The sequence below is a fragment of the Ciceribacter sichuanensis genome (assembly GCF_024055605.1).
Classification (GTDB): domain Bacteria; phylum Pseudomonadota; class Alphaproteobacteria; order Rhizobiales; family Rhizobiaceae; genus Allorhizobium; species Allorhizobium sichuanense.
Window position 1 is genome coordinate 157436 of the sequence record NZ_JAMXLX010000001.1, and the last position, 19043, is coordinate 176478.

Genomic DNA, 19043 nt, shown 5'->3' on the forward strand with positions numbered 1-19043 from the left:
GCCTTTCAGCATTTCCTCATAAGAAATATGCGAAATGCAAGGCCATTTGCAGGACTATCGGTCATGCTGTGTGATTTACATCACGATGACTTTCGTGCCCACGCCGACCCGTTCGTAGAGATCGACGACGTCTTCATTGCGCATGCGGATGCAGCCGGAAGAGACGCCGTTGCCGATGGTCCAGGGCGCGTTGGTGCCGTGAATACGGTAGAGCGTGGAGCCGAGATACATGGCGCGGGCGCCGAGCGGGTTCTCCGGTCCGCCATCCATGCGGGCCGGCAGGTAGTGGCCCTTGGCAGCTTCGCGGGAGATCATTTCCTTCGGCGGGGTCCAGTCAGGCCATTCCTTCTTGGCGGTGATCTTGTGGGTGCCGGCCCATTCGAAGCCGGGCTTGCCGACGCCGACGCCGTAGCGCTTGGCCTGTCCGTTGCCGGTCACGAGATAGAGGAAACGGTTGTTGGTATCGATGACGATGGTGCCCGGCTTGTGTGGAGTGTCGTAGGCGACCATCTGCGGCAGGAATACCGGATCGATCTGTGTCTTCATCGGCTGGTTCGGACGCATGGCCGCCGGCTGCACCATCTGCTGCTGGGTGGCCTGCGGCATCGGCGTACGGCGCTGCGCCACGGGGCGCTGCTGGTAGGTGCGGACCTGCTGACGCGGCTGCCGGGCCGGGTTCGGCGCATAGACGACGGGGCGCGTGGCGCCGCCGAGCTGCATCACCCACGGAGCCGAAAGGTCGGGGCTGACGATCACCGGTGGACGCGTCTGGTACCGGTCATCGGCAAGGGAGGGCGTTGCGGCAATCATGCCGGCACAGGCGGCCAGGAATATCGACTTCTTCAACATCGGACGACTCGCTACATTTTTCCGAAAACAGGGGCCGAGTGGCCTCGTTGACGCGATCGTGCCAGCGGCGTCGCCACAATTGGTAAATGCGCGTTCATTAAAAGGCCGCCTGTGCCGTAAACCTTTCGTCAGGGTTAGCGGCCGGTTTGGAAAAATAGTGAACAAATGGTAAACGTTTGACGGATTCAATCGGAAAACGGAAAAAGATGGAAAAGACGGGACTGATTACGGGCGAAGATGGGCTGACGCGCTGCTTCTGGCATGGCGGCCTCGAGGACTACCGGCGCTATCATGACGAGGAGTGGGGCAGGCCGGTGACCGACGATTTCCGTCTGTTCGAAAAGATCTGCCTTGAGGGCTTCCAGTCCGGTCTCTCCTGGCTCACAATCCTCCGGAAGCGGGAGAATTTCCGTGCCGGTTTTGCCGGTTTCGATTTCCACAAGGTGGCGCTCTTCGATGATGGCGACATCGCTCGCCTGCTCGCCGATGCCGGCATCATCCGCCATCGCGGCAAGATCGTTTCCACCATCAACAATGCCCGTCATGCCGTCGATCTCAAGGCGGAATTCGGCAGCCTTGCCCGCTATTTCTGGAGCTTCGAGCCCGGCGCTGAGGAGCGCCCTGCAAGCATGGACTACGAGACGCTTCGCGCCAATCCGACCTCGCCAACATCGGTGCGCTTGTCGAAAGACCTGAAGAAGCGCGGCTGGAGCTTTGTCGGCCCGACCACCGTCTATGCCTTCATGCAGGCCATGGGCATGGTGAACGACCACATCGAGGGCTGCTGCTGCCGGCCACAGGTGGAGCAATTGAGGGCGGAATTCGTCCGGCCTGCTTGAGCCTGATCAAATTGAAAGCGGGACCGCACGCCGCCTTCAGTCGATGCTGATCCCGAGCACCCGGCTGATCTCGGTAAGCGACCGTCCGGATTCGGCGCGCCATGTGTTGAAGGCTGCTTGCACGGCGGCCTTTTCCTTGGCTGAGGAAGGAGCCTTGTCGATGATGCCTTCCGCAATCAGGCGGTTCACCACGCTCTGGGAGAGGATGAAGCTGTCGACACCGGAAAAACGCAGGAAATACTGGCCGGTATTGCCGCCGAGCCGCGATCCCCGCTTCTTCAGGATGTCGGTGAGGCCGAGATAATTGTCCGCCGGCCAATCGGCGAAGAAGCGGCCGGCGCTGCCATGTTCCCTTGCCAGGTCGGAGAGAAAGACCGCGTTTTCCTGCACCGAGCGGATCTTCGGCCCATGCCGCACGATCCGGCTGTCGGAGACCAGCCGCTCGAAATCCTCGTCATGCAGCATGGCGCAACGCGCAATGTCGAAACCTTCGAAAGCGGCCTCGAAACCGGGCCACATGGCATCCACCACCTTCCAGTTGAAGCCTGACTGGAAGATACATCTGGTCATCATCGACAGGAAGCGGTCGTCGGGTGTTTCAGCGATTTCGTCGCGTGTCTTCGGATATTGCAGCGCGGCCTCCACCGCCGCATCTCCTCCCTTGCGCCCGGCCGCAATCGCCCAGATCTCGTTGAAGCTGTGCATTCCTGTCTCCGCTTTTTCAGCCGATGTCCGTAATGAGTTTCGGCAGTTCGCCGAGATGGGCGATTTCGCGGAAACGCGGTGCCTGTTCCGGCTTTTCCACCTGTTCGAGCACCCATGTCAGATGATGCGGGACGAACACGCCCCAAGCGCCGGCGGCAATCGCGGGTACGACATCGGACTTCAGCGAATTGCCTATCATCATCGCCCGTTCCGGCCCATCCGAGGTCTTGCCGAAGATGCGGCGATAGGTGGTTGCCGTCTTGTCGGAGACGATCTCCACCGCGTCGAAATAATCGCCAAGGCCGGACTGGGCGAGCTTGCGTTCCTGGTCGAACAGGTCGCCCTTGGTGATCAGCACCAGATAGTATTCTCCCGCCAGCGCCTCCAGCACGTCGCGGGCATGCGGCATGGTCTCGACGGGATGGCTGAGCAGGTTGCGCCCGATGGAAAGGATCTCGCTGATCACCGTTCCCGGAGCCCGTCCCTCGGTGATCTCCAGCGCTGTCTCGATCATCGACAGCGTGAAGCCCTTGATGCCGAAACCGTATTGGGCAAGGTTGCGACGCTCCGCCTCCAGCAGGCGTTCGGAGACATGCTCTCCCTCGGCGAAATCGGCGAGCAATTCCCGGAAATGCTCTTCCGTCAGCCGGTAATATTGTTCGTTCTGCCAGAGCGTGTCGTCGGCATCGAAGCCGATGACGGCGAGAGAGCGCGTATTCATCGTGATGTCTCTTCCTGCGATTGGCCGCCAGAATAGAGCAATTCCAGCAAAAGTGGGAACAGGTTTTGCGTCCGGAATTGCGCGTAGACAATGCTCCGGCGTCGTCTTCGGTTTTTGACGAGGCCGTGGCAGGACGAGTTCACATGATGCCGACGGCGAGGATCATCGTCATGCTGATCCCGCAAAGCGCCATCAGCGAGGCGAAGGCCGCCAGCACCACCCGGCCGCCCGATTTCCTCAGGGACCTGATATCGACGGAAAGCCCGAGACCGGCCATGGCGACCGTCGTGCAGACGGTGGAAAGATCGGAAAGGCGGGCAAGTAGCGGTTCGCCAAGGATACCTGCGGACCTGAGCATCACCATGATAGCGAAGCCGGCGATGAACCACGGCAGCATGTGGCGGAGCGAGATACGCTGCCCCGAAGCGCCCCGCACCAGCCCGACGACGAAGAGAAGCGGCCCGAGCATCAGCACCCGGATGAGCTTGACCAGCGTCCCCGTCTGTAGGCTGACGACGCCAACCGGGGCGGTGGCCGCCAGCACCTGCGGCACGGCATAAACGGTCAGGCCGGCGAACACACCATACTGCACGGCGCTGAGGTTGAGCGCGATGGAAAGGAGCGGCATGAGCAGCACGGCGGCGACGCCGAGCACAGCGGTAAAGGCGATGGACGCGGCGACATCCTCCGGGTCCGCTCCCACCACCGGAGCGGAGGCGGCGATTGCGGAGTTGCCGCAGATCGAATTGCCGAAGGCGACGAGAAAGGCGAGTTTCGGGGAGAGGCCGAAAAGCCGTCCGATGGTGAAGCTGACGGCAATCGACAGCAGGACGACCGATGCGATAGCCGCGACCAGCAGCGGCCCGGCAGCGCTTATGGCCTCCACACTGATCGAGGCGCCGAGCAGCACGATCGCGCATTCCAGAACGAAGTGGGCGGAAAACGTGATGCCGGCGTTGAACGAGGCAGGCAACCTGATGCTGGACCGCAGCACGACCCCGATCAGGATGGCGAAGACGAGGCTTTCCAGCGGCCGCGCGCCGATCAGCAGAACTTCCACATGCTCCAGTGCAAGGCCGGATGCGGCAACGGCAAGACAGAGGGCGAGACCCGGAAGGATAGCGGATGGAGCTTGAAACGGTTTCATTGCGGCGGACACCTGTGGTTGACAGGCGAATTATCGGTCGCTTGATTATCGACTTCCATCGCATAATAAGTCATGTTTCGTTCGATAAAAACGAACGTTTGATGATGACCTTCGAGCAACTTTCCATCTTCGTCGCCGTTGCCGAGCGCGAACACCTGACGCGGGCTGCCGAGGCCATCGGTCTCACGCCTTCGGCCGTCAGCGCCGCGATTCGCAATCTGGAGGCTTATTACCGCGTGGCCCTGTTCAACCGGGTCGGTCGACGCATCGAACTGACCATGGAAGGCCGCCTGTTTCTCGATGAGGCGCGCGCCACGCTTGCCCGCGCCCGCTCCGCCGAGCTGATGCTGTCGGAACTTGGGGGACTGTCCCGCGGCAGGCTCGCCGTTCAGGCCAGCCAGACGGTCGCGAGTTACTGGCTGCCGCCCCTGCTGATGCGGTTTCATGCGGAATATCCCGGCATCGAACTGGAGTTCGCCATCGGCAACACCCGGTCCGTGGCGCAGGCGGTGAATGCCGGCAATGCCGATATCGGCTTTGTCGAAGGATCGGTCGATGATCCCGCGCTTGCGGTGATGAAGGTGGCGGACGATGCGCTTCTGGCAGTTGTTGCGCCGGGACATGCGTTTTCCAACGGCCAGCCGCTTTCCGCCAGTCAACTGGTCGAGGAAACGGGCTGGATCATGCGCGAGAAGGGGTCGGGCACACGCGCCGCCTTCGAGGATACGCTTCGCGGTCTCGGCGTCGATCCGGCTCTTTTGAGAAATGTGCTGACCTTGCCCTCCAACGAGGCCGTGTTGTCGGCCGTTGCCGCAGGCCCCTGCGCGGCCGTTGTCTCAGGCATCGCGGCGGCGGGCCGGCTGGCCAGTGGTGAACTGGTGGTCGCGAACTTCTCGCTGCCGGTCCGGCAGTTTTCCATCCTGCGGCACAAGGAACGCCGCCCCAGCCGGGCGGCGTCCATGCTGGAGAAGATGAGCCTCGAGCAGGCTGGCTAGCCCGAGGCTTCTCTGTTTTACTGGCCGTGCTTGGCCAGCCATTCCTTCATCATGGCGATCTCGGCTTCCTGAGCCTTGATGACCTCTTCGGCGAGCTTGCGGATTTCCGGATCCTTGCCGTATTGCAGCTCGATCTTGGCCATGTCGATTGCGCCCTGATGATGCGGGATCATGCCGCGAACGAAGTCGACGTCGGCATCGCCGGTGAATTCGAGCGCCATGTCGGTGTGCATCTTTGCATTCGCTTCCGCAAATGCCTGGCTGGAGGGCGACTGGTCGCCGGCCGGCTGATTGGTCATCATGCCGCCGCCCATGTTCATGTGGTCGTGGGACATGGTTTCCTGGGCGTAAGCGGAGCTTGCGAGAAGAACGGCGGATGCCGTGAAAAGTGCCTTGAATAGCATTGGGGTTTTCCTTGTCTTTGAGACGGAGTTCGGGTTGCGGCCTGCGGCCGACAGGTTCGAAGCGATCTTCGTCAGGCGCGTGGAGGGGGAGTAAGCGGCGCCGAGGGCTCCGAACGGAGGGCCATGACAAGGGAGGGAGCCTCAGCGGAACGCGCCGGCGATCCTGCATCGGCAATCACGAGGCTGGCGGGCAGCGTCAGGCAGGCGGAACAGTGGGCGGAGCGGTCGCTCTTGCCCGGATGCGGACAATCGGCGTTTGTGCTTGCCGTCTCGGCATGCTTAGCCTTTGCCGTGTCGTGCTTCGTGCTCCCATGCATGGCATGAGCGGGTTCGTCTGCCTGTGTTGCCGTTACTGCAGCCATCTGCATGGGCGCAACAACGGGCATCGCCATGCCGGTAAAGGGCATGGCGCCATAAGCCAGCGCGGCGAGCAGCAGAAAGGCGCGAAGCAGCAATGTCATGGAAACGAAGGTAGGGGTGATTTCGTCGAAAGCAAGGCCGTTGTCGGGAGCGGTCGGCCGCCGGTCGAAATGACGTGCATCATCCGGCGATGACCCTGTGCACGATACGGTAATCTTTGCTTTCTTCGCCCTGCGGTACCACCGGCCAGTCCCATTCGGTGCGATGAGTGGGCACGTCGACGCCATGCAGCAGGTCGAAGGTCTCGCGCTGTTTGCCGGTCCGGTCGATCACTTCATAGGAAATGTCTGTGACGAGAAGGCTCTTGCAGGGCAGACCGTCCAGCCCATCGATATGCGCCTGGATCAGCCGGGGCAGGGTGTCTTCCGGCATCGTGCCGGGGTTTTCCTGTTCCAGCCGCTTCATGGCGCCGGTGCCGATCTGCGACAGGAGATTGGCGGAGACGACGAAATCGAGGAACGGCACCTGCCTGAGAAAGGCGAGCGGTTCGGGTTCCTGCCCCGCCTTGAGTGCGTCATAGCCGCCAAGATCGCGCCCGATCAGCCGTACGTTCTTCAGGCCCTTGAGCATCAGCCAGCCGCGAACGCTGGCAAGATGCACCAGATCGACCAGCACCACGGTATCGAATGCCCGCGAAAGCTCGATGATCGGGACATCGCGCAGCAGGCCGGAGCCGAGCACGACAGCGGTGCGTCGCTGTTTCAGCGAACTGATGGCCGCGATGATGGCCGCCTTGCTGTTTTCCTCATGCTCCCGCCATGCCCCGGCGCAGCGTCCCGCCCGCGACCACAGATTGACCGAATAGCGGATCGCCTTGCGATGGGCAGGCGTCGTCAACGGCCATGTGGCAGCATAGTTCAGGGCTTCGAGGATCATTGCCGGGCGGTCTCCATGGCCTCGCCTCAGCCGAGCAGGAGCGGCTGCGGTTCCAGCGCGACATGGAGTTCGTGGCGGGTATCGGTGAAGCCGGGCGTGTAGCCGAAGTCGAGCTTCAGGTCGCCGGTTTTCTGACCGGTCGTCGCCGCGTGGTCGTGGATGCGCTGGAAACCGGAAGCAATGCCGGAAAGCGGCCCTTCATGGCTGAGGCGCAGGTAACGCCGAGCCGGCAGAATGAGCTTCGTCATGCCATCGGGTATCTCGGTCGATCGTGCCGCGAGAAAGCCCACCAGTCTCCGGAAACGGCCTTCCTCGGCTTCGCTTGATACCTCGAGAAACGACGTCGCGCCGGTATCGGCTGCAAACAGCCTGTCCCATAGTCCGGGCATGAGAGCGGGCAGTTCCTGTCGCTCTGCCTCGATCTCGTAGCCGATGCAGACGAGTTCCGGCAATTCCACGATTTCGATCATCGGTTCTCCTCGCATTGCGGGTGGCGGCGGGTTCAAGGTGTGGTAGCCGCAGAAGGGCAAAAAACGCAAGCGCGACAAGCATGAAGACCGGATGTCACCGATCAATATACTTGCCGCCCAAACCTTGATCCTCTAAGACACCGGCAACCTGAAAACACAAGAAATCCCGGTTCCCCACCATGAGCGACAAGTCCAAGAAACCGCAGAAACTCAAAGCCCGCCTGCCGCGTGGATTTGTCGATCGCGAGGCCGCCGATATCCGCGCCGTCAACGAGATGACCGCGAAGATCCGCGAAGTCTATGAACGCTATGGTTTCGATCCGGTGGAAACTCCGCTTTTCGAATACACGGATGCGCTCGGCAAATTCCTGCCGGATGCCGACCGCCCGAACGAAGGTGTCTTCTCGCTGCAGGACGACGACGACCAGTGGATGTCGCTGCGCTACGATCTGACCGCGCCGCTCGCCCGCCATGTCGCGGAAAATTTCAACGAGATCCAGCTTCCCTACCGCACCTACCGCGCCGGCTACGTGTTCCGCAACGAGAAGCCCGGCCCGGGCCGCTTCCGCCAGTTCATGCAGTTCGATGCCGACTCGGTCGGTGCGCCGGGCGTCCAGGCCGATGCCGAAATGTGCATGATGATGGCCGATACGCTGGAAGCGCTGGGGTTAAAGGGCCAGTATGCGATCCGCGTTAACAATCGTAAGCTTCTCGATGGGGTGCTCGAAATCATTGGTCTCGGTGGCGAAGAGAACACTGAGAAACGGCTAATAGTGCTGCGAGCTATGGATAAGCTCGACAAATTTGGAATTCCGGGAGTTCGGCTTCTCTTGGGCGAGGGTCGTAAAGACGAAAGTGGAGACTTTACAAAGGGTGCGGGCCTCGACGAAACGCGGATCGACCGTGTCGTAGAGCTTCTTGAGGCGACCAAGCGATCTGCCGAAGAAACGTTGGATGCTATTGCCGCCGTCGTAGGCAACAATGAGACCGCCAAACAAGGCTTTGAAGAGCTGCGGACTATCGCTCATCTGATCATCGCAGCTGGATACACCGATCGGGTGTTCATTTCTCCGTCGGTCGTGCGCGGCCTCGAATATTACACCGGTCCCGTTTATGAGGCCGAACTCACCTTCGATGTCACCAACGAAAAGGGCGAAAAGGTCGTCTTCGGCTCCGTCGGCGGCGGTGGTCGTTATGATGGCCTCGTGTCGCGCTTCATGGGCCAGCCGGTGCCGGCCACCGGCTTCTCCATCGGTGTCTCGCGCCTGATGACGGCGCTCAAGAACCTCGGCAAGCTCGGCCAGGACGATGTGATCGCGCCGGTTCTGGTCACCGTCATGGACGGCGACGTCGAAAGCATGAGCCGCTACCAGAAGTTCACGCAAGCGCTGCGCGCCGCCGGTGTCCGCGCCGAGATGTATCAGGGCAACTGGAAGAAGTTCGGTAACCAGCTGAAATACGCCGACCGTCGCGGCTGCCCCATCGCCATCATTCAGGGCGGCGACGAGCGCGCTCAGGGCGTTGTGCAGCTCAAGGACCTGATCGAGGGCAAGCGTCTCTCCGGCGAAATCACCGACAATGCCGAATGGCGCGAGGCCCGCGTCGCCCAGGATGTCGTGCCGGAGGCCGAACTCGTTGAGAAGGTTCTGGAAATCCTCGCAGCCCAGGCGGAAGACCGTCGTCGGGCGAAGGGTGAAACAACACCCTACGATCCCACTCAAGAGCCTTATAGCGACGCTGATGTCTGAGTTTGTGGCCTTTCCCCTCCCCAACCCTCCCCATAAGGGGAAGGGGGCAGGTCGGTGTTTGCCGTCCCCGATGCGTACCGTTTTGTCAGTCTGCAGTTCTCTGCATCAAAAAACGGGGCAAGCTGTATCGGGCGCTCGCATTGCCAATGGCGTGAGCGCGCGCGGCGAATCCTCTCCCCCCTTGTGGGGGAGATGGCCGGCAGGCCAGAGGGGGTATGCCGTCTCCGCGGAAGGAGCTTATCCATGCCCCTGATCAACATGCCGGATTTCGCCGGCACCATCCTTGAGGAATTTTCGGCGCGCTCGACCGTTCGGGTCGATACGCCAGTGATCCAGCCGGCGGAACCCTTCCTCGACATGGCGGGCGAAGATCTGCGCCGCCGCATCTTCATGACGGAGAACGAGCGCGGTGAAAGTCTGTGCCTGCGCCCGGAATTCACCATTCCGGTCTGCCTGCGCCACATCGAGACCGCGACCGGTACGCCGAAGCGTTATGCCTATCTCGGCGAGGTCTTCCGCCAGCGCCGCGACGGCGCCAACGAATTCTATCAGGCCGGCATCGAGGATCTCGGCGATACCGGTATCGCGGCGGCCGACGCCCGTGCGATCGGCGATGCCTATTCCATCCTCGCGCGCCTGCTGCCGAGCCGGAAGCTGACCGTCACTCTGGGTGACCAAGCGGTGTTCGAGGCCGTGGTCAAGGCGCTCGGCCTGCCGGCGGGCTGGCAGAAGCGCCTCATTCAGGCGTTCGGCAATGCCGATCAGATCGAGCAATTGCTGAAGCGTCTAGGTAGCCCCAATCCCGTCGAGGGCCTGAACCCGATGGTATCGGACCTGCTGGCCTCCGGCGACGATGCGGCGCTGGTTGCCCATATCGACGAAACCATGCAGGCGACGGGCTATTCCACCAATGCCAGCCGCTCGCCGGTGGAAATCGCAAGGCGACTCAAGGAAAAGCAGGAGCTGGCGCAAACGCGGCTCGACGGCGCGGCTCTCATTCTGCTGCGGGAGTTCCTGTCCCTGGAACTGCCGCTGCCGGATGCGACCTCGGCACTCGCGGGCTTTGCCGATGCGGCCGGCCTGAAGCTCGGTGCCGCCGTCTCCCGCTTCGACGAGCGGGTTGCGGCCCTTGCCAATGCCGGGCTCGATCTTGCCCGCATCACCTATCGCGCGGCCTTCGGTCGCCCTCTCGATTATTACACCGGCCTCGTCTTCGAAGTCGCGGTGAAGGGCTATCCGGCTGTGCTTGCCGGCGGTGGCCGCTTCGACCGCCTCCTGACCCTGCTCGGTGCCGAAAGCCGCATTCCGGCGGTCGGCTTTTCGCTCTGGCTCGACCGGATCGAGGCGGAAGGAAAACATTCATGACGATTACCATCGGATTGCCCTCCAAGGGCCGGATGAAGGAAGACTCCTCTGCCGTCCTCGAACGCGCCGGTCTGAAGATCGTCGCCGTCGGCAACGATCGTTCCTATCGTGGCCGGGTCGATGGCGTCGACGATATCGAGATTGCCTTTCTCTCGGCCTCTGAGATTGCCCGTGAGATCGGCGCGGGAACCGTCGACTTCGGCGTCACGGGTGAAGACCTGATCCGGGAAGGACTGGCGGAGGCCGACAAGCGCGTCGAAATTTGTGCCCGCCTCGGCTTCGGCCACGCCGATGTCGTCGTCGCCGTGCCGGAAATCTGGCTGGATGTCGACAGCATGGCCGATCTCGGTGATGTCGCGGCCGACTTCCGCAGCCGTCACGGCCGGCGTCTGGCGATCGCGACCAAATACTGGCGTCTCACCCAGCAGTTCTTTTCCGGAAGCCACGGCATCCAGCTCTACCGTATCGTCGAAAGCCTCGGCGCGACGGAAGGCGCACCGGCGGCGGGGCAGGCTGATATCATCGTCGATATCACCTCGACCGGTTCGACGCTGCGCGCCAACCACCTGAAGATCCTGTCCGATGGCGTGATCCTGCGTTCCGAGGCCTGCCTTGTCCGTGCCCGCAAGCCGGAACACGAGGGCAATGCGCGGGTGGCCGAGATCGTTGCGGCCGTCCAGGCGGCGCTTCGATAGAACCATGAGCGAGGCGGACCATATCGTCGGCCTCTACGAGCGTCACGCGCACGCCTTCGATCGCCAGCGTTCGAAACACCTGCTCGAAAAATCATGGATTGACCGTTTCGCCGGGCAACTGGTGGAGGGTTCCTGCGTGCTCGATGTCGGTTGCGGTTCCGGTGAGCCCATGGCGGCTTCGCTGCTGGAGCGGGGAATGAAGGTGACCGGTATCGACTCGTCGCCGACGCTGATCGACCTGTGCCGCGAGCGGCTGCCACAAGGCGATTGGCAGGTGGCGGACATGCGTGAGCTTTCGCTCGGCCGCACTTTCGACGGCATTCTGGCCTGGCACAGCTTCTTTCATCTGACGCCGGATGCCCAGCGCGCCATGTTTCCGCTCTTCGCTGCCCATGCCGCCAGGCGTGCGGTGCTGATGTTCACGTCAGGACCATCGGAAGGGGTGGCGATGGGAACCTTCGAGGGCGAACCGCTTTACCATGCGAGCCTTTCCCCGGAGGAGTATCGTCGGCTCCTTGCGGAAAATGGCTTCGAGGTGATCGCCCATGTGGCGGAAGATCCGCAATGCGGCGGGGCAACTGTCTGGCTTGCACGCAAGGTCTGATTTCATTGTGTGGTCGGAAAACAAAAAGCCCGGCGGAACGATCCGCCGGGCTCTCTGTTGCTTGGGAGCAGGGAACTATCAGGCCGTAGCGAGAACGCCGCGGCGTGCATCGACCGAGTATGCGCCCGGGCCGTAGGTGGCGAGCAGGATGTAGGCGCCGGCGAGCGTGATATTCTTCATCAGCATGATGCCGTTCAGCGCATTGATCCAGCCAAGAGCACCTTCCGGCCAGCCTTCGATGGCAACGGTGCCGCTGTGGAAGACGAGAGCGGTGAATACGCAGAAAAGGGCGAGCGCCCAGCCGACGATCCGGGTCTGGAAGCCGACGAGGACTGCGAGGCCGGTGACCAGTTCGAACAGGCCAGCGAGATAGGCAAGCGCGGTGGCGGCCGGCAGGCCGGCGCCGGTAATCATGCCGGCGGTGCCGCTCGGGTCGGTCAGCTTGCCGAAGCCGGCATAGATGAACATGAAGGAAAGAAGGATGCGGGCGATCAGGATGATCGCGTTGTTGCTATTGGACATCGGAAGCTCCTATGTATCGTGAGGCCGGGCTCCGCAGACCGGCAAGGCGTTAAAACTTTCCCGCTTTTAATGCCTTTTTTTGATTGTCCCGCATAGTTGGACGATGCTTGACTATTCGTTCGATAATTGAGAACGATGCCTCGCTCGTCGCCCCCCAAAGGAGAAAACGATGGCTGATCTCTCCAGCTTTCCCATCACCAAGAAATGGCCCGCCAAGGACCCGTCCGTTATCCAGCTTTACTCCCTGCCGACACCGAATGGCGTGAAGGTATCGATCGCACTGGAAGAGCTTGGGCTGCCTTATGAGGCGCATCTCGTTTCGTTCGGCACCAACGAGCAGAAGTCCCCGGAATTCGTTTCTCTGAACCCCAACGGCCGTATTCCGGCAATCCTCGATCCGAACGGCCCGGATGGAAAGCCGATCGGCGTTTTCGAGTCGGGAGCGATCCTGATCTATCTCGCGGAGAAGACCGGCAAGCTGCTGCCGAAAGACGCCGCAGGACGCTATGCGGTGCTGCAGTGGCTGATGTTCCAGATGGGCGGCGTCGGCCCGATGTTCGGCCAGTTCGGCCATTTCTACAAATATGCCGCCGATAAGGTCGCCAACAATCCCTATCCGACGGAACGCTACCGTGACGAGACCCGCCGTCTGCTGGGCGTTCTGGAAGGCGAACTCGCCACCCGTCCGTGGCTGGCTGGCGGCGAGTACACCATCGCCGATATCGCCACCTTCCCGTGGGTGCGTGGCCTCAAGGTCGGCTACGAAGCCGCCGATGTGATCGGTCTGGAAAACTATCCCAAGGTCATGGAGTGGGTGGCGCGGGCCGAAAGCCGTCCGGCCAGCCAGAAGGGCCTGAACATTCCGCCGCGCCCCTGAGACAGCGTCTCCAAAAAATAAAAGCGGCCGGATCGGCCGCTTTTCCGCTTCCCGCCCTTGCGGAGAAGTTCAGCCGTAGCTGCGCAGATGTGCCCCTGGCGCCAGCTTGAAGCGCGGGAATACGAAGAGGCCGAGCATGCTGCCGGCACTGACCTGCTCCAGCCCGACGGATTCACCGATGCAGAACACCGGCTGGCGATGTCCGTCGCTATGCACGATCGTCGTCGAATAACAGAAGCGGGACGACGAGGTCGCTGCCTGCTCGAACAGTTCGAGAATATGGGCTCGGTCATGGGCTTCGTAACAGCGCATCATGCTGAGCAGGCCACATTCCTGCGCTTCGAGGCCATGCAGCATGGTCGCGCGCTCGCCCAGTTTGATGACACCATTCGACAGATCTCCTTCCCAGCTTTCCGACACGGTAAACTGGGAGAAGAAATAGGAATCGTCTTCCTCTGCCTCCGGAAAGGCATGGGAATAGGGGGTAACGGGATTGGCTCTGGCAATCTTAAACAAGGCGGTCCTCAAGTCGAAAGCCGAATTGAAGCGTAGTGCTCTCGGAGTAGTTTCAGTATTGACGGCGTTACCGGGAACCCGGTGCATTACTCAAACTTTTCTGCATTTCCCCGCGCGCCAACCGCCCCCGAAGGGTTGGTGGTCACTCGAGACTATGTAGTATTACCAATTACTTATATTTTGCCGAAATACAAGTACATGCTTCGCGCATAAGTTTCATTCGGCATTTATACCCAATGCCTTTATTCTGGCGGAGTGGTTACCGAAGGTAGTATGCCATCCTGCCGGACTCGTGGAGGCATCGGTTGACTCGCGAAGGGTTATTAACTTTTTGTTTTCTTCGCAATGGATTTTTTTGAATGATATGCGGAATCTTGTAATTGAATAAAGACGAAAACAAATCTGCTGCATACCCCTATCGAATTAGGGATTATTGGAGTCGATATCATGTTTTTTGAAGGCTGAAAACGGTTTCTCCCCCTTCTTGTCCGCAGATTTCGTCAATTGACCCATTTTCCCAGACGAATTGCATCCTTTCGCTGTGCCGCTTTGAGACAATCTAAAAGTGGACATAAGTGGCAAAAAAGAAAATCCAGAATTTAATTAGAATATTTTAATAAACAAATAGACGAAAGACAGTAAGTGACGTGAGGTTGCATCGGGCGGCGCTTGACTGCCTCCGCCCGTTCAGTCGCGTCCTCTGAAAACGATCATCCTTGTCGGCAGGTTGGCCCAACACGGAAAGGGGCGGCCCGAAGGCCTTGGGCCGTTCATCATATCCGTCTCGTGGCTTTGGGAGCCTGGCTCGGGCGAAGTGTCCGGACGGGCAGCCGGCTGAAGCTGACATCGTACAATGAAAAAGGGCGACCCGAAGGCCGCCCTTTCCGAATTCCGAGCTGAATGGCTCAGATATGAGACATCAGTCTCACATCATGTCCATTCCACCCATGCCGCCCATGCCGCCCGGCATTGCCGGAGCGTCCTTCTTGGGGAGCTCGGCGATCATGGCTTCGGTGGTGACGAGCAGGCCGGCAACCGAAGCTGCGTCCTGGAGAGCGGTACGGACAACCTTGACCGGGTCGACGATACCCATGGCGATCATGTCGCCATATTCGCCGGTCTGGGCGTTGTAACCGAAGTTGTCTGCATCCTTTTCGAGGATCTTGCCAACGACGATGGAGGCTTCGTCACCAGCGTTCTCGGCGATCTGGCGGCACGGAGCCTGCAGGGCGCGACGAACGATGTTGATGCCGGCTTCCTGGTCCTGGTTGGCACCCTTGACCGTGATCTTGACCGACGAACGCAGCAGAGCCACGCCACCGCCCGGTACGATGCCTTCCTGAACGGCCGCGCGGGTCGCGTTCAGGGCGTCGTCGATGCGGTCCTTCTTTTCCTTGACTTCGATTTCGGTCGAGCCGCCGACGCGGATCACGGCAACGCCGCCAGCGAGCTTGGCAAGGCGTTCCTGCAGCTTTTCGCGGTCGTAGTCGGAGGTGGTTTCTTCGATCTGGGCCTTGATCTGGGCGACGCGGCCTTCGATGTCGGACTTCTGGCCGGCACCGTCGACGATCGTCGTGTTTTCCTTGGAGATCGAGACCTTCTTGGCGCGGCCGAGCATGTCGAGGGTGACAGTCTCGAGCTTGATGCCGAGATCTTCGGAGATCACGGTGCCGCCGGTGAGGATCGCGATGTCTTCCAGCATGGCCTTGCGGCGATCGCCGAAGCCCGGAGCCTTGACGGCAGCGATCTTCAGGCCGCCACGCAGCTTGTTGACGACGAGCGTCGCAAGGGCTTCGCCTTCGACGTCTTCAGCGATGATGAGGAGCGGCTTGCCGGTCTGGACGACGGCTTCAAGAACCGGCAGCATGGCCTGGAGGTTCGAGAGCTTCTTTTCGTGCAGGAGGATGAAGGCGTCTTCGAGGTCGGCCACCATCTTTTCCGGGTTGGTCACGAAGTAGGGCGACAGGTAGCCGCGGTCGAACTGCATGCCTTCAACGACTTCGAGTTCGGTTTCGGCGGTCTTGGCTTCTTCAACGGTGATGACGCCTTCGTTGCCGACCTTCTGCATGGCTTCGGCAATATCGAGACCGATCTGCTTTTCGCCGTTTGCGGAGATCGTGCCGACCTGTGCAACTTCTTCCGAAGTGTTGATCTTCTTGGCCTTGGCGAGCAGGTCCTTGACGACTTCCGTGACGGCGAGATCGATACCGCGCTTCAGGTCCATCGGGTTCATGCCGGCTGCAACGGCCTTGTTGCCTTCGCGAACGATCGCCTGGGCCAGAACGGTTGCAGTCGTGGTGCCGTCACCGGCGATGTCGTTGGTCTTCGAAGCGACTTCGCGGACCATCTGGGCGCCCATGTTTTCGAACTTGTCTTCCAGTTCGATTTCCTTGGCGACCGATACGCCGTCCTTGGTGATGCGCGGAGCGCCGAAGGACTTGTCGATAACGACGTTGCGGCCCTTCGGACCAAGGGTAACCTTCACTGCGTCAGCGAGGATGTCGACGCCGCGCAGCATCTTCTCGCGCGCAGTACGGCCGAATTTTACTTCTTTAGCTGCCATTTTTCAAAACTCCCGGGCTTAAGCCCATTGGTGAATTGCGGATTAAGGGTGAGCAATCAGGCTGATCAGCCGATGATGCCCATGATGTCGGCTTCCTTCATGATCAGAAGGTCTACGCCGTCGAGCTTGACTTCGGTACCCGACCACTTGCCGAACAGGACGCGGTCGCCGACCTTGACGTCGAGAGCGATAACCTTGCCGTGATCGTCACGGGCACCAGGACCTACGGCGACGATTTCGCCCTCAGCAGGCTTTTCCTTCGCGGTGTCCGGAATGATGATGCCGCCCTTGGTCTTTTCTTCGGACTCAACGCGCTTAACAACAACGCGGTCGTGCAGGGGGCGGAAAGATGTGCTTGCCATTGTCTAATCCCTCGATCAAATGACATTGACGGATCGCGGAGGATCCGCACGGAAACTGTTAGCACTCCCATTGGAAGAGTGCTAGCGGCGTTGAGATAGGGGTGGCCTCCGGATGAGTCAAGCGCGGCCCGCCGAAAATATTTCACCCCACAACGTTAACATCGTTCCGTGACAGAACGTGTGACGCGTGCATATCCTGCACTCCGGGCCGGCGATTTCATGACCGGCGTCACCGAACGGAGACGGGTCCGCCGGTCTTTACATCATTGCACATCAGCTATTTCACCCACGAGCCGCAAAGCCCCTTGCCATGGCGGCGAACCTTTGCGATGTCACCGCTGACATGAATTGAAACCGGGAAATCATGATGGCCGAACGCATCTCCAACCTGAGCGATGTCAGCGAACAGTACGACGTCATCCTCTGCGATGTCTGGGGCGTGCTGCATAACGGTGTCGATGCCTTTCCGTCCGCCTCCGAGGCTCTGACGGCGGCGAGGGGGGCTGGAGCCACCGTGGTGCTGATCACCAATTCGCCTCGTCCGTCGCCCGATGTCATCAATCAATTGAAGATGATCGGCGTTGCAGACACCGCCTTTGACGGCATCGTCAGCTCCGGTGACGTGACCCGCACACTGATCGCAGCCGGCCCGAAGAAGATTTTCTTCCTTGGTCCCGATCGCGATCTGCCTTTGCTGAACGGGCTCGGTGTCGAGAGGGCTCCGGCGGATGAAGCGGAGGCCATCGTCTGCACCGGCTTCTTCGACGACGAAACCGAAACCCCGGAAGATTATCATGACATGCTGGTCGCCTTTCAAAAGCGCGGCGTGCCGCTGATCTGCGCCAATCCCGACCTGATCGTCGAGCGCGGTTCGCGCATGATCCCCTGCGCCGGCGCTGTAGCGGCCTATTACGAGCAACTGGGTGGCGAGACCCGCGTTGCCGGCAAGCCGTATCGCCCGATCTATGACGCCGCCATGGCCGCCGCCGGGAAGATAAGGGGCGGCGAGACCGTGAAGACACGCGTGCTGGCAATCGGCGACGGCATGCCCACCGACGTCCGTGGTGCGCTCGATGCCGGTCTCGACCTTCTTTATATCTCCGGCGGCATTCATGCCGCGGAATACACTGTCAACGGCAAGCCCGACGAGGCGATCCTGAACGCCTATCTGAAGCGCGAGAACGCCGCTCCGAAATACTGGATGCAGAGGTTCGCCTGAACCGGGACGTGGACATGACCGTCTTTCATCGCAACGAGAAGAAGAACCCGCTCCCGGAAAGCCTGAAAGGCGGCGTCATCGCCATCGGCAACTTCGATGGCGTCCATCGCGGCCATCAGACGGTTCTGAACCGTGCGCTGGAATTGTCGAGGGAACGCGGCGTTCCGGCGCTGGTGCTGACCTTCGAACCTCACCCGCGATCCGTCTTCAGGCCGGACCAGCCGGTGTTTCGCCTGACGCCGGCCCCGCTCAGGGCGCGCCTGCTGGAGGCGATGGGCTTTCATTCGGTCATCGAATATCCCTTCGATCGCGAGTTTTCCAACCGCTCCGCCGAGGAGTTCGTCTGCTCCATCCTGGTCGAATGGCTCGGCGCGTCGGAAGTGGTGACGGGCTTCGATTTTCATTTCGGCAAGGGCAGGGAAGGCGGCCCGGCCTTCATGATGGAAGCCGGTAAGCGCCATGGTTTCGGCGTCACGTTGATCGATGCCTTCCGCGATGAAGGTGCGGAAGTGGTCTCCTCAAGCCGTATCCGCAGCCTGCTACGGGAAGGCGACGTTGCTCAGGCCGCCGGATTGCTGGGTTACCGCTTCACGGTCGAGGCCGAGGTCATCAAGGGTCAGCAGCTTGGCCGCACGCTCGGCTTCCCGACTGCCAACATGGCTCTGCCGCCGGAAGCTGAGCTAAAACCCGGCATCTATGCCGTGCGGCTGCGCCGTCCCGACGGTTCCCTGCATGACGGCGTCGCGAGCTTCGGCTATCGCCCGACCGTGACGGACAACGGCGCGGCCCTGCTCGAGACCTTCGTGTTCGACTTCTCCGGCAACCTCTATGGCGAGCACTGTCGCGTCTCTTTCTTCGGCCATCTGCGCGACGAGTTGAAGTTTGCCGGACTGGATCCGCTGGTCGAGCAGATCCGCAAGGACGAGGAGGAGGCGAGGGCGCTTCTCTCCGGCGTTTCCCCGATCAGCCCGCTCGACGCCGAAATCGCGTTCTGAGCGGGTGGCGATGCGGCGGACAGGGTAGGCTTTCACCTCCGCTGTCGCCGGGCATGGCTTCGCGCCGCCATAAACTTGCGGCGCGCCCCTTCCTTTTCGCGGCAAAACCGCTTAAAGAACCGCCACCATGAACAGGGTTCGGCTGACCAAG

21 protein-coding genes are annotated in these 19043 nt (G+C 61.0%); 9 read left to right on the forward strand and 12 right to left on the reverse strand.

Features of this window, described 5'->3' with window-relative positions; all coding sequences use genetic code 11:
- Window positions 1-75: 75 nt before the first annotated feature.
- The gene (locus tag NBH21_RS00685; protein WP_250912045.1) at window positions 76-849 is read right to left on the reverse strand and encodes a L,D-transpeptidase; all 774 of its coding nucleotides are present in this window, start codon (window positions 847-849) and stop codon (window positions 76-78) included.
- A gap of 206 nt (window positions 850-1055) precedes the next feature.
- On the opposite strand from NBH21_RS00685, the gene NBH21_RS00690 reads away from it, so the two are divergent.
- Window positions 1056-1688: a DNA-3-methyladenine glycosylase I gene (locus tag NBH21_RS00690; protein WP_250912046.1), complete on the forward strand. Its 633-nt coding sequence runs from the start codon at window positions 1056-1058 to the stop codon at window positions 1686-1688.
- 36 nt (window positions 1689-1724) lie between these two features.
- Here NBH21_RS00690 and NBH21_RS00695 read toward each other — a convergent pair whose 3' ends face one another.
- The 3 genes from NBH21_RS00695 to NBH21_RS00705 all read right to left on the reverse strand — a co-directional run bounded on the left by NBH21_RS00695 (window position 1725) and on the right by NBH21_RS00705 (window position 4261).
- Window positions 1725-2393, reverse strand: coding sequence for a DNA-3-methyladenine glycosylase I (locus NBH21_RS00695; RefSeq protein WP_250912047.1), 669 nt, complete (start codon window positions 2391-2393; stop codon window positions 1725-1727).
- Window positions 2394-2409: 16 nt separating this feature from the next.
- Window positions 2410-3114 (reverse strand): HAD family hydrolase, encoded by a 705-nt coding sequence (locus tag NBH21_RS00700; protein ID WP_250912048.1) that lies wholly within the window; start codon window positions 3112-3114, stop codon window positions 2410-2412.
- Between the two features lie 139 nt (window positions 3115-3253).
- On the reverse strand, window positions 3254-4261 hold the full coding sequence (locus tag NBH21_RS00705) for a YeiH family protein (RefSeq protein WP_250912049.1): 1008 nt from the start codon (window positions 4259-4261) through the stop codon (window positions 3254-3256).
- Window positions 4262-4365: 104 nt separating this feature from the next.
- Here NBH21_RS00705 and NBH21_RS00710 point away from each other — a divergent pair, with 104 nt between their 5' ends.
- Window positions 4366-5256 (forward strand): LysR family transcriptional regulator, encoded by an 891-nt coding sequence (locus NBH21_RS00710; RefSeq protein ID WP_250912784.1) that lies wholly within the window; start codon window positions 4366-4368, stop codon window positions 5254-5256.
- A 17-nt stretch (window positions 5257-5273) separates the two neighbouring features.
- Here the strand turns inward: NBH21_RS00710 and copM are convergent, their stop codons facing one another.
- The 4 genes from copM to NBH21_RS00730 all read right to left on the reverse strand — a co-directional run bounded on the left by copM (window position 5274) and on the right by NBH21_RS00730 (window position 7426).
- Window positions 5274-5660 carry a CopM family metallochaperone gene (gene copM / locus NBH21_RS00715; RefSeq protein WP_250912050.1) on the reverse strand — a complete coding sequence of 129 codons (387 nt, stop codon included), beginning with the start codon at window positions 5658-5660 and terminating at the stop codon, window positions 5274-5276.
- A 71-nt stretch (window positions 5661-5731) separates the two neighbouring features.
- The gene (locus NBH21_RS00720) at window positions 5732-6121 is read right to left on the reverse strand and encodes a hypothetical protein (RefSeq protein WP_250912051.1); all 390 of its coding nucleotides are present in this window, start codon (window positions 6119-6121) and stop codon (window positions 5732-5734) included.
- 79 nt (window positions 6122-6200) lie between these two features.
- On the reverse strand, window positions 6201-6956 hold the full coding sequence (locus NBH21_RS00725) for a hypothetical protein (protein WP_250912052.1): 756 nt from the start codon (window positions 6954-6956) through the stop codon (window positions 6201-6203).
- 26 nt (window positions 6957-6982) lie between these two features.
- Window positions 6983-7426: a GyrI-like domain-containing protein gene (locus NBH21_RS00730; RefSeq protein WP_250912053.1), complete on the reverse strand. Its 444-nt coding sequence runs from the start codon at window positions 7424-7426 to the stop codon at window positions 6983-6985.
- A gap of 179 nt (window positions 7427-7605) precedes the next feature.
- Between NBH21_RS00730 and hisS the strand changes: the two genes are divergently transcribed.
- The 4 genes from hisS to NBH21_RS00750 all read left to right on the forward strand — a co-directional run bounded on the left by hisS (window position 7606) and on the right by NBH21_RS00750 (window position 11838).
- Complete coding sequence (gene hisS, locus NBH21_RS00735) at window positions 7606-9174, forward strand: histidine--tRNA ligase (protein WP_250912054.1); 1569 nt, start codon at window positions 7606-7608, stop codon at window positions 9172-9174.
- 243 nt (window positions 9175-9417) lie between these two features.
- Complete coding sequence (locus NBH21_RS00740; protein WP_250912055.1) at window positions 9418-10539, forward strand: ATP phosphoribosyltransferase regulatory subunit; 1122 nt, start codon at window positions 9418-9420, stop codon at window positions 10537-10539.
- Window positions 10536-11234 (forward strand): ATP phosphoribosyltransferase, encoded by a 699-nt coding sequence (hisG, locus tag NBH21_RS00745; RefSeq protein ID WP_250912056.1) that lies wholly within the window; start codon window positions 10536-10538, stop codon window positions 11232-11234. The genes NBH21_RS00740 and hisG overlap by 4 nt, the downstream gene beginning before the upstream one ends.
- Before the next feature lie 4 nt (window positions 11235-11238).
- Window positions 11239-11838, forward strand: a complete 600-nt coding sequence (locus NBH21_RS00750) for a class I SAM-dependent DNA methyltransferase (protein ID WP_250912057.1) — start codon at window positions 11239-11241, stop codon at window positions 11836-11838.
- Window positions 11839-11916: 78 nt separating this feature from the next.
- Here the strand turns inward: NBH21_RS00750 and NBH21_RS00755 are convergent, their stop codons facing one another.
- Window positions 11917-12360, reverse strand: a complete 444-nt coding sequence (locus NBH21_RS00755; RefSeq protein WP_163903702.1) for a DoxX family protein — start codon at window positions 12358-12360, stop codon at window positions 11917-11919.
- Between the two features lie 169 nt (window positions 12361-12529).
- On the opposite strand from NBH21_RS00755, the gene NBH21_RS00760 reads away from it, so the two are divergent.
- Entirely contained in the window at window positions 12530-13237 is a 708-nt protein-coding gene (locus NBH21_RS00760; protein WP_250912058.1) for a glutathione binding-like protein, read from the forward strand.
- 69 nt (window positions 13238-13306) lie between these two features.
- Here the strand turns inward: NBH21_RS00760 and NBH21_RS00765 are convergent, their stop codons facing one another.
- The 3 genes from NBH21_RS00765 to groES all read right to left on the reverse strand — a co-directional run bounded on the left by NBH21_RS00765 (window position 13307) and on the right by groES (window position 16678).
- Complete coding sequence (locus tag NBH21_RS00765) at window positions 13307-13753, reverse strand: hypothetical protein (protein ID WP_250912059.1); 447 nt, start codon at window positions 13751-13753, stop codon at window positions 13307-13309.
- A gap of 925 nt (window positions 13754-14678) precedes the next feature.
- A complete protein-coding gene (groL, locus tag NBH21_RS00770; RefSeq protein ID WP_250912060.1) occupies window positions 14679-16316 on the reverse strand; it encodes a chaperonin GroEL in 1638 nt (545 codons plus the stop codon).
- A 65-nt stretch (window positions 16317-16381) separates the two neighbouring features.
- A complete protein-coding gene (gene groES / locus NBH21_RS00775) occupies window positions 16382-16678 on the reverse strand; it encodes a co-chaperone GroES (RefSeq protein ID WP_250912061.1) in 297 nt (98 codons plus the stop codon).
- A gap of 367 nt (window positions 16679-17045) precedes the next feature.
- On the opposite strand from groES, the gene NBH21_RS00780 reads away from it, so the two are divergent.
- Together NBH21_RS00780 and NBH21_RS00785 are read left to right on the forward strand one after the other, a co-directional pair.
- Window positions 17046-17897 carry a TIGR01459 family HAD-type hydrolase gene (locus tag NBH21_RS00780; protein ID WP_250912062.1) on the forward strand — a complete coding sequence of 284 codons (852 nt, stop codon included), beginning with the start codon at window positions 17046-17048 and terminating at the stop codon, window positions 17895-17897.
- 14 nt (window positions 17898-17911) lie between these two features.
- A complete protein-coding gene (locus NBH21_RS00785; protein WP_250912063.1) occupies window positions 17912-18892 on the forward strand; it encodes a bifunctional riboflavin kinase/FAD synthetase in 981 nt (326 codons plus the stop codon).
- The last annotated feature ends 151 nt before the right edge of the window (window positions 18893-19043 follow it).

What these genes read in the sequence shown, in the direction of transcription:
- NBH21_RS00685 (WP_250912045.1), bottom strand. Translation starts at nt 849, where the DNA reads ATGTTGAAGAAGTCGATATTCCTGGCCGCCTGTGCCGGCATGATTGCC.
- NBH21_RS00690 (WP_250912046.1), top strand. Translation starts at nt 1,056, where the DNA reads ATGGAAAAGACGGGACTGATTACGGGCGAAGATGGGCTGACGCGCTGC.
- NBH21_RS00695 (WP_250912047.1), bottom strand. Translation starts at nt 2,393, where the DNA reads ATGCACAGCTTCAACGAGATCTGGGCGATTGCGGCCGGGCGCAAGGGA.
- NBH21_RS00700 (WP_250912048.1), bottom strand. Translation starts at nt 3,114, where the DNA reads ATGAATACGCGCTCTCTCGCCGTCATCGGCTTCGATGCCGACGACACG.
- NBH21_RS00705 (WP_250912049.1), bottom strand. Translation starts at nt 4,261, where the DNA reads ATGAAACCGTTTCAAGCTCCATCCGCTATCCTTCCGGGTCTCGCCCTC.
- NBH21_RS00710 (WP_250912784.1), top strand. Translation starts at nt 4,366, where the DNA reads ATGACCTTCGAGCAACTTTCCATCTTCGTCGCCGTTGCCGAGCGCGAA.
- copM (WP_250912050.1), bottom strand. Translation starts at nt 5,660, where the DNA reads ATGCTATTCAAGGCACTTTTCACGGCATCCGCCGTTCTTCTCGCAAGC.
- NBH21_RS00720 (WP_250912051.1), bottom strand. Translation starts at nt 6,121, where the DNA reads ATGACATTGCTGCTTCGCGCCTTTCTGCTGCTCGCCGCGCTGGCTTAT.
- NBH21_RS00725 (WP_250912052.1), bottom strand. Translation starts at nt 6,956, where the DNA reads ATGATCCTCGAAGCCCTGAACTATGCTGCCACATGGCCGTTGACGACG.
- NBH21_RS00730 (WP_250912053.1), bottom strand. Translation starts at nt 7,426, where the DNA reads ATGATCGAAATCGTGGAATTGCCGGAACTCGTCTGCATCGGCTACGAG.
- hisS (WP_250912054.1), top strand. Translation starts at nt 7,606, where the DNA reads ATGAGCGACAAGTCCAAGAAACCGCAGAAACTCAAAGCCCGCCTGCCG.
- NBH21_RS00740 (WP_250912055.1), top strand. Translation starts at nt 9,418, where the DNA reads ATGCCCCTGATCAACATGCCGGATTTCGCCGGCACCATCCTTGAGGAA.
- hisG (WP_250912056.1), top strand. Translation starts at nt 10,536, where the DNA reads ATGACGATTACCATCGGATTGCCCTCCAAGGGCCGGATGAAGGAAGAC.
- NBH21_RS00750 (WP_250912057.1), top strand. Translation starts at nt 11,239, where the DNA reads ATGAGCGAGGCGGACCATATCGTCGGCCTCTACGAGCGTCACGCGCAC.
- NBH21_RS00755 (WP_163903702.1), bottom strand. Translation starts at nt 12,360, where the DNA reads ATGTCCAATAGCAACAACGCGATCATCCTGATCGCCCGCATCCTTCTT.
- NBH21_RS00760 (WP_250912058.1), top strand. Translation starts at nt 12,530, where the DNA reads ATGGCTGATCTCTCCAGCTTTCCCATCACCAAGAAATGGCCCGCCAAG.
- groL (WP_250912060.1), bottom strand. Translation starts at nt 16,316, where the DNA reads ATGGCAGCTAAAGAAGTAAAATTCGGCCGTACTGCGCGCGAGAAGATG.
- groES (WP_250912061.1), bottom strand. Translation starts at nt 16,678, where the DNA reads ATGGCAAGCACATCTTTCCGCCCCCTGCACGACCGCGTTGTTGTTAAG.
- NBH21_RS00780 (WP_250912062.1), top strand. Translation starts at nt 17,046, where the DNA reads ATGGCCGAACGCATCTCCAACCTGAGCGATGTCAGCGAACAGTACGAC.
- NBH21_RS00785 (WP_250912063.1), top strand. Translation starts at nt 17,912, where the DNA reads ATGACCGTCTTTCATCGCAACGAGAAGAAGAACCCGCTCCCGGAAAGC.